The organism is Amycolatopsis mediterranei (genome assembly GCF_026017845.1).
In the GTDB taxonomy this organism is placed as follows: Bacteria; Actinomycetota; Actinomycetes; order Mycobacteriales; family Pseudonocardiaceae; genus Amycolatopsis; species Amycolatopsis mediterranei.
The window spans coordinates 4887531-4901377 of sequence record NZ_CP100416.1; the positions used below are offsets into that span (position 1 = coordinate 4887531).

Consider the following 13847-nt stretch of genomic DNA (forward strand, 5'->3'; position numbering starts at 1 on the left):
TTCCCCCGGACGGCCCTGCCGGTTCGCCGGTCCGCGTGGCCGGTCCCACAAACTCCGGCTGCGTCGGAGGCGGACAGCCGCGGCTTGCGGTAAATCAAAGGAACCAAGACCGGTGGAGGTTCGGTGACCGAGACACTCATGAACGCAGCGGATCGCTGGAGACCGCTGTCCGAACTGCTGCAGGCACTGCTCGAGCGCATCGCCGGGGAGCTGCCCGGCTGGCTCGGCGCGGGCCTGACCATCAGCCGCGGCGAACGGCCGCTGCGCGTGCTGGCCACCGCGGGTGTCGGCGAGCAGGTGCTGTCCGCCCAGCTGGCGCACGGCGGCCCGGTCCCCGTCGCGAACGCCACCGGCGAGCCGGTCACCACGGACCGCCTCTTCGGCGACGAGCGCTGGCCGGCGCTGACCCGCGAGACCGTCTTCGACGGCGGCCCGGCGGTCGCGGCGATCCGGGGCGCCGCCGCGCTGCCCGGGTTCTGGGACGAAGACGGGGTCTTCGTCCTGTCGGTCTCGCTCGACCGGGCACCGGGCGCGGACACCCTGGCCATCCTGCAGCGCTACGCGAAACTCACCGAGATGACGCTGGTCGTCGCCGAGACCGCCACCGCGGGCGACCCCGACCAGATGCTGGACCTGCTGGCGTCCCGCGCCGCCATCGAGCAGGCGAAGGGCGCGATCATGGCGGTCCGGCGGTGCTCGCCGGAGGAGGCCTGGCAGACGCTGCGCCGCGCCAGCCAGGAGTTCAACGTCAAGGTCCGCGAGCTGGCCGTCGCCCTCGTCGAGCACCTCGGGGGCCGCCGGCCCGCCTCGCCCGACGCCCTCCGCGAGATCCGGCCCGGCGCCCCGGCCCACCACGCCGCGCAACGGCTCTGGTCGGCCTTCACGAGCGTCTCGCCCTGAAGAAGAGCGTTTCCGGACCGGGCGTTTGGGTATCAAGACCCCGTCCTTGATCACGTCACTGCGTCGCCGGCCCCGGGCCGGCGCGGAAGGCCAATCGAACCCGTGTCCCCCACCTTTCCGGTCCCCGGCCGGTCCGCGCCCCTGACCGCGCGCCGGACGGAGTATCGCCCCGGTTTCCTGGTGCTCACCTTCACCGGCGAAATCGACGCGCTGACCCTGCCGATCCTCGAGCGCGAGCTGGGGTCGGCGCCACCGGGAACGACGGTGGTGGACCTGACGCAGGTGGCCTTCGTCGGCCTGGCCGGCGCGCGGGCACTGGCCGCGGCGGCCGAGCGGGCCGGCGCGGCGGGCCGGCGCTTCGGGGTGGTGGCGAACAGCCGGACCCTGGCGCGCCTGTTCCGGATCACCGGGCTGGCCGCGGTCGTGCCGATGTTCGCGTCGTTGTCGGACGCGCTGAGGGAGTTGCTGGCGGCCGAGGTGCACGAGCCCGCCTGCTGAGCGGGCCGGGCGGGCTCAGCGGCCGGGCGGGCCGAGCGATCAGTTCAGGATGAGTGTGCGAGGCAGATCACGGGCAGGCCAGGCTCAGCGGGCGATCGACAAGCCCGTGCCGCTCCCGAGTTCGCCCGCCGGCCACGCCCGGCGCGTGCTCCAGCGGGCGACCAGCACCCCCGCGTCCTGCCGGAATTCGCCGCCGCCATGGGTGAGGACGGCGCGGGTGAGCCGGCGGGCGATCTCCGGGGGCAGCTCGGCGGCGTCCCGGGCGAGGTGTGCGGTGATCCGGGCGCGGCCGAACGGCTGCCCGGCCCCGTCCACGGTTTCGGCGACGCCACGGGAGCACAGCGCGATCAGATCGCCCGCTTCGAGCCGGAGCTCCGTGACCGGTGGCAGCCCGCAGGCCGAGGAGAACCGCGGAGCGGCCGGCCCGGAGAGCGGGAGCGCTTCGCCGCGGCGGACGACCAGGGGTGCCGCCTGCCCGGCGCCGAGCAGGCGCAGGAGGCCGGTGTCCAGGTCCAGCTCGGCGAGCACACCGTTCACGGCGGGCGCGTCCGGCCGGCTTTCGAGCTCGGCGGCGACCGCGGCGAACTGCTCGCCCAGGGAGGCGCCGCCGTGACGGGCGGCGCGGTGGGCGGCGAGGGCGGACACGACGGCGGTGTTCGCGCTGCCGGTGCGTGCGCCGGCGTCGAACATCGCCAGCTGCGCCCGTTCCTCCGAGAGGGCGTAGTCGAACACGGTGCCGCACAGGTCGTACGCCGGCTGGACGCTCACGCCCACGACGACGCTTTCGGTGGCGCCGGTGAGCGGCGGGAGGCTCTGCCACAGCAGCTCGGCGGGGGAGCCGCGGCGACGGTGGCGGCGACGGCGGTCCAGCCCGTCGCCGTACTGGGTCGTGATCGTGATCAGGTGCCCGAGCAGCGCGGCCAGCCAGCGGCACTGCTCCCGCAACGCCGGGTCGTCCGGGTCGGCGTCGCCGGACGGGACGATTTCCAGGACCCCGAGCCGTTCGACGCCGTCGAGCAGCACTGTCCACAATGTACCGTCGCGGGTCAGGGTGCCGGCCCGGCGGTAGACGTCCCCGCCGACGGTGGTGTCGATGTCGAGTTCCGCGGCGCCCGGCCGCAGCGGCACGAGCGTGCGCTGGTCGTAGTCGGCCAGGTAGACGCCGATCGTCAGGTCGAGTGCGCGGCCCGCCTCGGCGACGACCGCCGGGAGCCGCTCGGGCGGTGCGCGGTGCGCGCCTTCGAGCAGGTCGACGAGCGCCCTCAGGGGACCGTGCAACGGCTTCGCGTCCGGGATCGAGTGGCTGTAGGGCGCGCGGGCCGGCCCGGTCACTTCGTCGAGCCGTTCGTTGACGGCGTGGGCGACCATGTCGCGGTCGACGCGCGGCAGCGTGACCAGCGCGTTGAGGTAGGCGTCCAGTTCCAGCAGGCTCAGGCTGCCGCCGAGGGCGAAGTACCGCATCCACAGCTCTTCCAGCGTCAGGTCGCTCCGGGCGAAGCACGCGGCGATCAGCCGCCGCTGTTCCTCCTCGGGGAGGAAACGCATGCGTTCACCCTTCCCGCGGCGCCGGGGCGACCAGGTGGGCGGCGGCTTCGGCCGGGCTGGTGCCGCGGGCGCGGGCCAGCGAGAGCAGGCGGTCGAACGCCGCCTCCTCGCCGAGGCCGTCCCGGCCCATGAGGAAGCCCTTCGCCATGGCGATCAGGTCCCGGTCGCGCAGGGTGTCCTTGAACCGCTCGCTGAATCGCCCGGCGCGTTCGTGGGCGCGGGCGTTGGCGACGAGGACCGCGGCGCGGTCGGCGAAGGTCACCAGCGCCCGCTCGTCGACGGGCCCGAAGGCGCCGGGTGCCGTCGCGTAGATCTTGATGGCGCCGTGGCAGCCGTCTTCGGTGGCCATCGGGGCGGTGACGACCGACCGCAGCCCCGAGCCGGCGACCGCGGCGCACCACCGGGTCCAGCGCCGTTCCGTGGTGACGTCGTCGATCCGCTGCGGCGAACACCCGGCCAGCGCGGCCAGGCAAGGCCCTTCGCCCAGCTCGTACTGCAGGGCGTCGGCTTCGCGCACCAGCGGCCCGGAAGCGCTCGTCGTGACGAAGCCACCGTCGGCGTCGACCAGGGTGACCCCCACCCCCGCCGCGGCGGGGATCGTCGTCCCGGCCAGCGAAACGATCAGCTCCAGCACCGACTCCACGGTGTCCCGCGAAAGCAGCAACCCGGACATCCGGGCGGCGACCACGGCCAGCTCGCCGTCCAGCGGAAGCTCGCCCGCCGAGGCCTGTTCCGACGACATGGCCGCTGATTACCAATCCGGGGTCCCTCGTAAACCCGTCCGGAGGATCCCGGGCCGGCCGGGGGCGGACATGGAACCACGGCGGAGTGGGTACCCGAGGGGACTCGCGCCCGAGCGGGAGGAGCAGACATGGAACGCCGGGACCCCACCGCACCCGCGTCGCCGCTGTTCGACGAGGTCACCGGGGCGCTGGAGGCCCTCACCGCCGTGCTGCGGGAGGAGGACGACTTCCGGATCCTGCTGCGGCACATCTGCCTGCAGGTGCGCCACGCCGTCCCCGGGGTCGACGAGGCCTCGGTCACCTTGGTCACCGGCGAGGTGCCGCACACGGCGACCGCGACGAGCGCGGTGGTGGACGACCTCGACGGCGAGCAGTACCGGATCGGCGACGGTCCCTGCGTGGAGGCGATCCGCGGCGGCAAGATCGTCCGCACGACGGTGTCCGACGCGGTCGAGCGCTGGCCGCGCTTCGCCGACGGCGCCCGGGAGGCGGGCTTCGGGAGCTTCCTCGCCGCACCGCTGGTGGCCGACGAGCGGTTCTCCGGCGCGGTCAACTGCTACGGACGGCAGGACGACGGCTTCGAGGAGGTCGAGGCCCAGCTGCTGGAGCTCTACACGGCCGCGGTGGCGGCGATCCTCCGCGTGTACCACCGGTACCTGAAGGCCCGCGAGACCGCCGAGCACCTCCGGACGGCGCTGACGTCCCGCGCGGTGATCGACCAGGCCAAGGGCATGCTGATGGCGATCCGCCAGGTCGACGCCGACGACGCCTTCGCCCTCCTGGTGGAGCAGTCGCAGCGGGAGAACGTCAAACTGCGCGAAGTGGCGGAGCGGTTCGTCGCGCGGGTGGTCTCCGGGCACGTCCTGCCGCGGTAGCGTGGGGCCGTGGCGGGGAGCAGGATCACGGTGCAGGTCGGCGAGCGCCGGCTGACGCTGTCGAACCTCGAGAAGGTGCTCTACCCGCGGCCCGGCTTCACCAAGGGCGAGGTGCTCGACTACTACACGCGGATCGCGCCGGTTTTGCTGCCGCACGTGCGCGACCGGGCGATGACGTTCGTGCGGTTCCCCGAGGGCGTCACCGGCACCTCGTTCTTCGAGAAGGACGTCTCCCGGCACGCGCCGGACTGGGTCCGCACCGCGCGCCTGACCGTCGGCGGCCGCGGCAAGGAGCCCGAGATCGTCGCGTACCCGCTGATCAACGACCTGCCCGAGCTCGTCTGGGCGGCCAACCTCGCCGCCCTCGAACTGCACGTCCACCAGTGGACCGTCGGGCCCGGCGACGAGCGCAGCACCCCGGACCGGCTGGTGTTCGACCTCGACCCGGGACCCGGCGCGACGGTTGTCGACTGCTGCCGGGTCGCCGAACGGCTCCACGACGTCCTCGTCGAGGACGGGCTCACCCCGGTTGCGAAGACCAGCGGCTCCAAAGGCATGCAGCTGTACGCGGGCATCGTGACGACGGACGGCGGTGAGCCGTCGCAGTACGCCAAGGCGCTGGCCGAGCGGCTCGCCGCCGAGACGCCGGACCTCGTCGTGGCGCGGATGACGAAGAACCTGCGCCCGGGCAAGGTCTTCATCGACTGGAGCCAGAACAACCCGTTCAAGACCACGGTGGCGCCGTACTCGCTGCGCGGGCGCGACGAGCCGACGGTCTCGGCTCCGGTCACGTGGGACGAGGTCCGCGCTTGCCGGCACGTCACGCACCTCAGGTTCACCGCGGGCGAAGTCCTGGCGCGCGTCGAGGACATCGGAGATCTGTTCGCCGATCTGGAACGCACCCGCGTCCCGATTTTGGCGTTCGGCTGAACTTCGGCTGCTCCCATTCGCGCCGGATGCGCGGGGCGATTCCGGTGAATTGCGGGAAAACGGCTTCACCTGCGGATTTGATCGTCTACAGTGGATTGGTGCACGTGCAGACGGGCGTGTCGCTGCACAGTCCGCGACCGCGGATGCCCGGCGGTGGGCCGAAGTCCGCGAAGTCTGTACGGTCTACGCACGAAGCGCGACAGCTGTCGCGGTGGCAAAAGACAATGAGGTGGCGGCCGTTGCCGCTCTTGTCGAACGTGGCGAAAGGAAACGGGTGTCCGGCCTGATCGACACCGATCTCGAATTCTGGTTCCAGCGCGGGCTGCGCGCGTATCTCGGCGAGGTGGCGCGCGCGCTCGGCTTCGGCCTGGAATCCTGCACCGTGGACGTCGACGTCCCGGTGTCGGCGTACCTGGCGGTGGACTGGCGGCTGCGCCGGTTCCCCGAGCGCGACGTGGCGCTGCTCTGGGACGAGGTGCACGGCTGGGCGGTCGCCGTCGAGGCGGCGTGCGGGGAGGAGATGATCGTGCTGTCCTACCTCGGCGGTGAGGACATCCTGCCGCCGCCGCGCGAGGTCGTGCGCTTCCTGGCCGCGCTGCGGGCCGGTACGCGGGAACCGGACCGGCCGGGCTCGCCCGTGCTGCGCCGCGCCGGCCGCCACCAGGAACTGCTGCCGCTGCTGCCGGCCCGCTGATTCTCCACAATGGACGGTGCCGGGCCCGGCTCCCCGGCACCGCACCGCGCTCACCGCGGGCCGGCGAAGCTCACCAAGCTGATCGACGGGCGCAGGTCACGCAGGCCGGGCAGGTTCGCCAGCTTCCGCAGAGTGCCCGGCCGCCAGGCCTTGCGGCCGGGCGGCGGCTGCACGTCTTCGACGGCCGCCACGCCGGGAATCCGGCCGGGCAGGCGCGCCGCTCCGGAGACGGTCAGGCCGAACGGCATGGGCGGGACGGCGTAGCGGGCCGACAAGCGCAGCCCGGAATTGTCGGTGCCGGCCGGTAGAGTGGAAAACGGGGGGCGCCCCCGCGCCCCGCCCTTCAGCGTCCGCCTGCTGAGCCACGGCGGGATCGAGTCGAAGAACAGCTGCCCGCCGGGGAACCGCGCGGCGCAGTCGGCGATCAGGGCGAACACCTCGTCGCGGTCGAGGTACATGAACAGCCCTTCGGCCGAGATGAACACGCCCCGCGCCGGATCGGGGACGTCCAGCCAGCCGCGGTCCAGGGCCGAGGCCGCGATCGCGGTCATCCGCGGCTCCGGCGGGAGCAGGCGCAGGCGCAGGCCGATCACCGGCGGCAGGTCCACCGAAACCCAGTCGACGGCGGGCCGACCCAGCCGCCAGTAGGTGGTCTGCAGGCCCTCGCCGAGGGCGACCACCGTGGCGGCGGGATACCGGTCCAGGTAGGCGCGGATGGCGAAGTCCAGGGCGACCGCGCGCAGCGGGTGGATCTGGTTCGGCTTGCCGAACCGCTCGTAGTCGTGGGAGATCCGGCGGTGGAGACGTTCGGCCAGCGGGTCGGCGAAGGCCGAGCCGGGGTGCCGCGACTCCTCGGCGCGGTTGCGCAGCGTCCACAGGCAGGTGGCCGCCACTCCGCCGAGGGCCGCGCCGTCGATCCGGTCCTCGTCGTCCATCGGCGCCGGGCTCATGCCCGGTCCGCCGCGAACGCGGTCCGGAGGAAGCCGAGGATCTCCGCCGCCGCGGCCTCCGCCTGCGGCACCAGGCCCGGCATGCTGAGGAACGCGTGCCCGGCGCCGGCGTACTCGGACAGCCGGACCGGAGTGCCCGCCGACTCCAGGCGTCCGGCGTAACGGCGGCCGTGATCGGCCAGCGGGTCGTGCGTCGGGACCACCACGAGCGCCGGGGCCAGTCCGCCCAGGTCGTCGGCGTGCAGCGGGGAAACCGCGCGGGCGTCGGTGCCCGGTGGGACGGCAAGCCGCCGGAACAGGCGCAGCACCGGTACCGTGAGGGTCGGTGTGTGGGCGTACTCGGTGACCGACGGGTGGTCGAACAGCGCGCCGGTCGCGTCGACCGCCGGGTTGACCAGCACCTGGGCCCGCAGGGCGAGTCCCGCCTCCCGGGCCCGGATCGCGGCCAGTGCGCTGATCAGCCCGCCGCAGCTTTCGCCGAAGACGGCGACGCGTGCGGGGTCGACGCCCCACGCGCCGGCGTCGCGCACGAGGTGCCGGAGCACGTCCCAGCCGTCGTCGACCGCGTCCGGGAGCGGGTGGTCCGGGGCGACGAGCCGGTGTTCGATCGAGACGACGACCGCGGGCAGCCGGGCGGCCAGGCGACTGTTCACCCAGTCGCTCTGCACCGCTGTGCCCACGAACCCGCCGCCGTGGACGTGGATCACGAGCGGCAGTGCGCCGCCGTCGCGCACGGCCGGGCGGTACACCCGGATCGGTAGCTCCCGGCCGGGCACCGCCAGTTCCCGCCACGCGATCACGGCGTCCGGGTCCGGTTCCCCGGTGATCGCCCGCGCGGCGGCGGACGCCCGGAAGCGATTCTCGGCCGCGCGGTAGGCGAGCAGCTCGTCGGTGGTCATCGCGAGCCAGTCCGGCTCCGGCGGGCGCTGCACGATCGGTTGTCCGGTCACGGTCACTCCCTAGTTTCGAAACCTGAGGTATCGAAACCTACGGTAGCGAAAACCGGTAGGCTCGCGCCATGGTTTCGTCCCCCTCCGCCCGGCCGCCGGGCCGGCCTCGGGCCGGCGTCCACGACGCGGTGTTCGCCGCGACCCTGCGCACGGTCGGCGAGCTCGGCTACGCGCGGGCCACGGTCGAGCGGATCGCCGGGGCGGCCGGTGTCGCGAAGACGACGATCTACCGGCGCTGGCCGTCCAAGGGCGAGCTGATCGTGGACTGCCTCCTGGACGCGTTCGGCCCGGCGCCGCTGGCCGGGGGGAGCCGGGCGGAGATCCTGACCGCGGCCATCCGCTGGGTGGCGGCGAAGATCGGCGAACCCGGCGTGGGCGACGCGTTCGCCGGCGTGTTCAGCGACGCCGTCAGCGATCCGGCGCTGCGCGTGGTCCTGTCCTCGCGGCTGCAGGATCCGTACCGGCTGGCGCTGCAGGAGGCCCTCGGTGAACCGGAGAGCCGGGTGCTGTTCTTCGTCGACGTCGTGGTCGGCGCGCTGCTGCACCGGATGGGCATGACGGGCGAGCCGATGGTCGACGCCGACGTCACGGCGCTGGCCGAAATGGTCGTGGCGCACTTCGGGCGGCCGTGACGGCCGTCACGCGCGGGGCTGTCACATCGGCCCGGACCGCGGAGTCGTGGGGGTGACGGACCCCGGCCCCGGGGCCGCGTACCCGAGGAGTTCCGATGACCACCGCTCACCTGATCGTCACCGTCGCCGCCGCGGTCTGGGTCGGCTTCTCGGCCGTCTCGATGTTCGCCCGCGCGAAGTGGGTCGTCGAGCCGATCACCGGGTACGGCGTACCCCGGTCGTGGTGGAACCCGCTCGCCACGGCCAAGGCGGCCGGCGCGGCGGGCCTGCTCGCCGGGCTGTTCTGGCCGCCGATCGGCGTCGCGGCGGCGATCGGCCTGGTCCTGTACTTCGGCGGCGCGCTGGTCACCGTGGCCAAGGCGCGGGCGTACTCGCACCTGGCGTTCCCGGTGCTCTACCTCGCGCCGGTGGTCGCTTCGCTGGTCCTGCTGCCCTGAGCGGCGAGCCAGGTCAGCGCGTCGGCGGCGTGACGCAGCACGGACAGGTGGCCCTCGCCGGGCACGAGCCGGTACTCGGCGTCCGGGCACCGCCCGGCGAGCCACGCGCTGTGCGTGGCGGGGATCATCCGGTCCCGCTCGCCGTGCACGAGGAGGACGGGCGCGGTGATCCGGGCGGGGTCGCCGCCCCACGGCGTGACGTAGGCGAGGTCGTCGTCGATCAGCCCGCCGGGCCCGTCCGCGAGCGCCGCCCGGACGACCTCGTCCAGCCACGACCACGACCCGCGGAGCACGGCCAGGTCTTCGGCGGTGAAGACGCCGGGATCGAACTCGGCGGCGGCTTCGTACTTCTCCTTCGCGGCCCGCCCTTCGGCGGCGGCCCGCAGCGAGCCGGCACTCGCGGCGGCCATGCCCCCGAACCAGTCGAGCCCGACGGCATCGAACGGCGCGACGGCGGCCAGGCTCGCCACGGCGATCACCCGCTCCGGCAGCAGGGCGGCACCGGCGAGGGCGTGCGAGCCGCCACCGGAGTGCCCCATCAGGGCGAACCGGTCGATCCCGAGCGCATCGGCCACGGCGGTGACGCACCCGGCGGCGTTCCCGACGGTCCGCCCGGGCACCGGCGTCGAGGTGCGGTAGCCCGGCCGATCGAAGGACACGAACCGGATCCCGAGTTCCGCGGCCAGTGGCAGCAACGGCGCGGGCGGCGCCCCGGTGTTGGGGGTCCCGTGGTGCCAGAACACGGTGAGCCGTGCGGGGCCGCCGGTGTCGTGCACGTGCAGGGTGCGTCCGCCGGGCAGCGCCAGGTCGGTCTCGGTGACCATCAGCGGGCCAGCCGCCGCGCCAGCCAGGCCAGCGAAAGCGGGTACCGGTAGTCGATCCCGCCGTGGCCGGCGTCGAACAGCTCGAAGTGGAGGCGGTCGTCCGGCAGGCCTGCCCGGGCCACCTCCGCCCGGAACGCCTCCGCGCCGAGGTCGAGGAAGTACTCGTCGCTCGTGCCCGCGTCGATCCACACCGCGCGCAGCGAGCGGACCGCCTCCGCGTGGCCCGCCACCATCCGGACCGGGTCCCAATCCAGCCAGCGCTGCCACTGCTCCGGCCGCAGCGCGCCGCTCTGCGGGTCGAACGGCAGCTCCGGCGTCCCGTCGTCCCGGGCCGAGAAGCACGCCGAGACGCCCAGGATCATCAGCAGGGTGGCGTCTTCGGGCTTGGTGAACGCCGGCCGGCTCCGGAAGTCCGCCCACCACGCCTGGATGTCCTGGTCGTACCCGCGCAGCGCGCGGACCGCCTTGCCGAAGTCGGGGATGTAGGACAGCTCGTACAGCGCGTCGCCCGCGTGCGTGGCCAGCGCGCCGAACAGCTCCGGCCGCAGCATCGGCGTGATCATCGCGCCGAACCCGCCCGACGACTTGCCCGCGATCGCGCGGGACTCGCGGCCGGGCAGCGTCCGGTAGTGCTCGTCGACCCACGGCACGATCTCGTCGCACAGGTAGGAGTGGTAGCGGCCGGTGCCCGGCGAATCGACGAACTGCGAGCCGCCGTACGCCGTCCACGCGTCGACGTACACCACCACGCACCCCGGCGCGCCGTCGGCGAAGACGGCGTCGGCCGTCTCCACGAACGGCTGCCGGAACGGCGTCCGGTTGGCCCACATCGCCAGGTGCCCGGTGTAGCCCTGGATGACGTAGACCGCCGGGTAGCGCTCGTCGCCGTCGTCGTAGCCGGGCGGGACGTACACCCACAGCGGCCGTTCGTGCGGGTCGCCGAGCGGATTGCCGCGCAGCAGCGTGGAAGTGACGGTGTGCCGGTCGAGCCGGCCGGCGAGTTCGCCGTCCCAGGGCAGCATGCGGCCAGTCAACCACGAGCCAACCGGTTGCCGGGGCTAAGCAATACCTCTTTTCGGCGCGTAGCGTTGAGCCGTTTCGGCCCGAAGTCCGTGTTGCGGACACGGTGGTGGACCGGGAGAAGCGGGGAAGACCATGAAACATCCGGGGCCGTTGTTCACACTGCTCGCCGGTGTGCTGCTCGCCGGGGGGATCAGCGTCGCCGACCTGGCGACCGGGACCGGCGCGCCGCCGGTCGCCGGGGCCGCGAGCGCGGTGGGCGCCGCGAGTACCCCGGCGACCGCGCCGCCCGCGACGACGACCGCGCCGCCCGCGACGTCCGAGCCGCCGAAACCCGAAGTGCCCGCACGGGCGGACTACGCCGGGAAGGTGACCGGAGGCGGCGCGTCGATCGCGGTGTCGGCGCGCGACGGCCACGCCATCGCCTACCTCTGCGACGGCAAGAAGCTCGAAGCCTGGCTCCAGGGCGTGACCGTCGGCGGCAAGCTGGACCTCCAGGGCGCCCCGGACGCCGGCCTGACGGGCAGCTTCGACACCACTTCGGCCACCGGCACCGTGACGGCGGCGGGCAAGACGTACCGGTTCACCGTGCCGACGGCGAAGAAACCCGCGGGCCTCTACCGGGCGGCGCCGAAGGTGAAGGGCAAGGCGGCGAAGGTCGGCTGGATCGTGCAGCCCGACGGCAGCCAGGTCGGCATCCTCACGACGGACGAGGGCCCGGCGGCCGCCCCGCCGCTCGATCCGGCCGCGGCCACCGCGACTGTCGACGGCACCTCGCTGACCGCCGAGGCGATCAGCGGCCTGGCCGGGAACGGGGCCTTCTGATGACCGCCCCGGCAGCGGGCCGCCGCGCCTCGGTCGCGCTCGTGGTGCCCCTGGTCGCCGGCGCCGTCGTCTCGGTGGCGCTCGGTGTCTACGGCAGCCTGCACACGCCGACCGGTGTCGCGGTGAACGTCGCGGGTTTCTCCGGTCCGCAGGCGGTGAAGGCGTGGCTCGCCACGGTCGTCGTCGTGCTCGCCCTCGTCCAGCTCGGCTCGGCACTGGCCATGTACGGCAAGTTCGGCGGCGGCGCGCCCGCGTGGGTCGCGCCGGTGCACCGCTGGTCGGGACGGCTGGCCTTCCTCGTGTCGATCCCGGTGGCGATGCACTGCCTCTACGCACTCGGGTTCCAGGCGTTCGACACCCGCGTCCTCCTGCATTCCCTGCTCGGGTGCTTCTTCTACGGTGTGTTCGTCGCGAAGATGCTCCTGCTGCGCAAGGACGGCGCGCCCGGCTGGTCGCTCCCGCTGGTGGGCGGCCTGGCCTTCACGGCGCTGGTCGGGCTCTGGCTGAGCGCGTCGCTGTGGTTCTTCACCCGGTCCGGTTTGACCTTCTAGCAGGCGGAGGACTGAACGTGCGCGACGACGAAACGGATCCGGTGCTGGCGCGCCGGACGGCACTCGCGGTCTTCGGCGCCGGGCTGGCGGCCGGCTGCAGCACCTACGGCGGCAGTTCGAGCGGGACGTCGGCCGCCCCGGCGCCCGCCGGCACGGAACTCGGCGCGTCGGCGGACGTCCCGGTCGGCGGCGGCAAGGTGTTCGCGGACAAACAGGTGGTGGTGACGCAGCCGGCGGCGGGGACCTTCGCGGCTTTCTCGGCGATCTGCACCCACCAGGGCTGCACGGTCGACACCGTCGCCGACGGCACCATCAACTGCCCCTGCCACGGCAGCAAGTTCACCATCGCCGACGGTGCGGTGGCCACCGGCCCGGCGTCGAAGCCCTTGGAGAAGAAGCCGATCACGGTCGCGAACGGCAAGATCACGCTGGCTCAGGCGTAGGCCTGCGTGGCGGTCGGGGCACCGATCGTCCACAGCGGACTGGACGGCGGTGCGCCGCGGTCGGTAAAGCGGTCGCCGCGGCCGGGCCGCTCTGGCATCATCGGGCCGGTGCGCCCGGTCGAGATCGCCTGCGACGAGTCGGGCTCCGAGGGCGAGAACCTCCTCGGCGGCGAGACGGACGTCTTCGCCCACGCCGGCGTAGATCTGACGCCGGCGGAGGCGGCCGCCTGCATCCGGGAGATCCGCGCCCGCATCGGCTCGCCCGCCGAGGAGTACAAGGCGAACCACCTGCTCCGCGCCAAGCACCGCGCGGTGCTCGAATGGCTGCTCGCCCCGGAGGGCCCGCTCGCCGGCCGCGGGCACGTGCACCTGACCGACAAGACGTTCTTCGCCGTGCGGGCCGCGGTCGACCTGCTGGCCGAGGACGGCACGGACGCGATGGCCCGCACCCTCCACCGCACGGGCCCGGCGGCCTTCGGCGCCGCCCGCTGGGAATTCGCGTTGACCGCGTTCACCAGCGTGCTGCGGTTGCGGCCCCGGCGCGGCGTGGCGACGTCGCCGAAGGAGTTCTTCGCGCTGGTGGACGAACTCGCCGCCGTTCCGGGCGAAGCCGGCGAGATCGTCGGCCGGTTCCGCGGGAGGCGGCGAGCGCGTGGCCGCCTACCGGGCCCGGCCGGCGAGCGACCCGAGCCTGGTGCCGGTGCTGGATCCGCTGGTGCCCGCGGTGATCCACACGGTCCGGCACTGGAGCACCGGCGACGTCCCGGTCGCCGTGATCCACGACGAGCAGCTGGCCCTCACTGCCGAGCGCGTGCTGCAGCTCAAGGCCACCCTCGGCCCTCGCTTGGCGGACGTGCGGTTCGTCGACTCCCGCTCCGACGCCCGGGTCCAGATCGCCGACTTCGTGGCGGGGGTCGCCCGCCGCATCGCCTCCGACCGGCTGAACGGCCGCGGCGAACCCCGGTTGACCACGCTGCTGGCGTCCTTCACGGACGCGGACTCCGTCTGGGACGGCCCCGTCGGGTGACCC

The 13847-nt window shown here is 73.7% G+C and carries 18 protein-coding genes; 11 read left to right on the plus strand and 7 right to left on the minus strand.

The window, feature by feature from the left end:
* Positions 1–123: 123 nt before the first annotated feature.
* Complete coding sequence (locus ISP_RS22480) at positions 124–900, plus strand: ANTAR domain-containing protein (protein ID WP_013226039.1); 777 nt, start codon at positions 124–126, stop codon at positions 898–900.
* A 102-nt stretch (positions 901–1002) separates the two neighbouring features.
* Positions 1003–1398 carry an STAS domain-containing protein gene (locus ISP_RS22485; protein ID WP_013226040.1) on the plus strand — a complete coding sequence of 132 codons (396 nt, stop codon included), beginning with the start codon at positions 1003–1005 and terminating at the stop codon, positions 1396–1398.
* Positions 1399–1482: 84 nt separating this feature from the next.
* On the opposite strand, the gene ISP_RS22490 is transcribed toward ISP_RS22485, so the two are convergent.
* Positions 1483–2943, minus strand: a complete 1461-nt coding sequence (locus ISP_RS22490; protein WP_013226041.1) for a PP2C family protein-serine/threonine phosphatase — start codon at positions 2941–2943, stop codon at positions 1483–1485.
* A gap of 4 nt (positions 2944–2947) precedes the next feature.
* Positions 2948–3685 (minus strand): GAF and ANTAR domain-containing protein, encoded by a 738-nt coding sequence (locus ISP_RS22495; protein ID WP_013226042.1) that lies wholly within the window; start codon positions 3683–3685, stop codon positions 2948–2950.
* A 129-nt stretch (positions 3686–3814) separates the two neighbouring features.
* On the opposite strand from ISP_RS22495, the gene ISP_RS22500 reads away from it, so the two are divergent.
* The 3 genes from ISP_RS22500 (at position 3815) to ISP_RS22510 (ending at position 6185) form a co-directional block, all read left to right on the plus strand.
* The gene (locus ISP_RS22500) at positions 3815–4561 is read left to right on the plus strand and encodes a GAF and ANTAR domain-containing protein (RefSeq protein ID WP_013226043.1); all 747 of its coding nucleotides are present in this window, start codon (positions 3815–3817) and stop codon (positions 4559–4561) included.
* Positions 4562–4570: 9 nt separating this feature from the next.
* Complete coding sequence (gene ligD, locus ISP_RS22505) at positions 4571–5491, plus strand: non-homologous end-joining DNA ligase (RefSeq protein WP_014467071.1); 921 nt, start codon at positions 4571–4573, stop codon at positions 5489–5491.
* 274 nt (positions 5492–5765) lie between these two features.
* Complete coding sequence (locus ISP_RS22510) at positions 5766–6185, plus strand: DUF6292 family protein (protein WP_013226045.1); 420 nt, start codon at positions 5766–5768, stop codon at positions 6183–6185.
* A gap of 50 nt (positions 6186–6235) precedes the next feature.
* On the opposite strand, the gene ISP_RS22515 is transcribed toward ISP_RS22510, so the two are convergent.
* Together ISP_RS22515 and ISP_RS22520 are read right to left on the minus strand one after the other, a co-directional pair.
* Positions 6236–7135: a class I SAM-dependent methyltransferase gene (locus ISP_RS22515; RefSeq protein WP_013226046.1), complete on the minus strand. Its 900-nt coding sequence runs from the start codon at positions 7133–7135 to the stop codon at positions 6236–6238.
* Positions 7132–8085 carry an alpha/beta hydrolase gene (locus ISP_RS22520; RefSeq protein WP_230468897.1) on the minus strand — a complete coding sequence of 318 codons (954 nt, stop codon included), beginning with the start codon at positions 8083–8085 and terminating at the stop codon, positions 7132–7134. Before ISP_RS22520 ends, ISP_RS22515 begins: the two co-directional genes overlap by 4 nt.
* A gap of 68 nt (positions 8086–8153) precedes the next feature.
* Between ISP_RS22520 and ISP_RS22525 the strand changes: the two genes are divergently transcribed.
* The gene (locus ISP_RS22525; protein ID WP_013226048.1) at positions 8154–8717 is read left to right on the plus strand and encodes a TetR/AcrR family transcriptional regulator; all 564 of its coding nucleotides are present in this window, start codon (positions 8154–8156) and stop codon (positions 8715–8717) included.
* 95 nt (positions 8718–8812) lie between these two features.
* Entirely contained in the window at positions 8813–9154 is a 342-nt protein-coding gene (locus ISP_RS22530) for a DoxX family protein (RefSeq protein ID WP_013226049.1), read from the plus strand.
* Here the strand turns inward: ISP_RS22530 and ISP_RS22535 are convergent.
* Both ISP_RS22535 and ISP_RS22540 read right to left on the minus strand, forming a co-directional pair.
* Positions 9112–9978 carry an alpha/beta fold hydrolase gene (locus ISP_RS22535; protein WP_013226050.1) on the minus strand — a complete coding sequence of 289 codons (867 nt, stop codon included), beginning with the start codon at positions 9976–9978 and terminating at the stop codon, positions 9112–9114. The genes ISP_RS22530 and ISP_RS22535 overlap by 43 nt on opposite strands.
* Positions 9978–11000 (minus strand): alpha/beta hydrolase, encoded by a 1023-nt coding sequence (locus ISP_RS22540; RefSeq protein ID WP_013226051.1) that lies wholly within the window; start codon positions 10998–11000, stop codon positions 9978–9980. Before ISP_RS22540 ends, ISP_RS22535 begins: the two co-directional genes overlap by 1 nt.
* A 133-nt stretch (positions 11001–11133) precedes the next feature.
* On the opposite strand from ISP_RS22540, the gene ISP_RS22545 reads away from it, so the two are divergent.
* From ISP_RS22545 to ISP_RS22555, 3 genes are read left to right on the plus strand one after another with little or no spacing between them, the layout of a single operon-like run.
* Positions 11134–11823 carry a hypothetical protein gene (locus ISP_RS22545; RefSeq protein ID WP_013226052.1) on the plus strand — a complete coding sequence of 230 codons (690 nt, stop codon included), beginning with the start codon at positions 11134–11136 and terminating at the stop codon, positions 11821–11823.
* Positions 11823–12374 (plus strand): DUF6529 family protein, encoded by a 552-nt coding sequence (locus ISP_RS22550; RefSeq protein WP_013226053.1) that lies wholly within the window; start codon positions 11823–11825, stop codon positions 12372–12374. Before ISP_RS22545 ends, ISP_RS22550 begins: the two co-directional genes overlap by 1 nt.
* A 17-nt stretch (positions 12375–12391) precedes the next feature.
* Entirely contained in the window at positions 12392–12817 is a 426-nt protein-coding gene (locus ISP_RS22555) for a Rieske (2Fe-2S) protein (RefSeq protein WP_013226054.1), read from the plus strand.
* Here ISP_RS22555 and ISP_RS22560 read toward each other — a convergent pair.
* Positions 12808–13119, minus strand: a complete 312-nt coding sequence (locus ISP_RS22560) for a hypothetical protein (protein ID WP_141748535.1) — start codon at positions 13117–13119, stop codon at positions 12808–12810. The two genes, ISP_RS22555 and ISP_RS22560, sit on opposite strands and share 10 nt — an antisense overlap.
* A gap of 350 nt (positions 13120–13469) precedes the next feature.
* On the opposite strand from ISP_RS22560, the gene ISP_RS22565 reads away from it, so the two are divergent.
* Positions 13470–13844 carry a DUF3800 domain-containing protein gene (locus ISP_RS22565; RefSeq protein WP_013226055.1) on the plus strand — a complete coding sequence of 125 codons (375 nt, stop codon included), beginning with the start codon at positions 13470–13472 and terminating at the stop codon, positions 13842–13844.
* Positions 13845–13847: the final 3 nt, after the last annotated feature.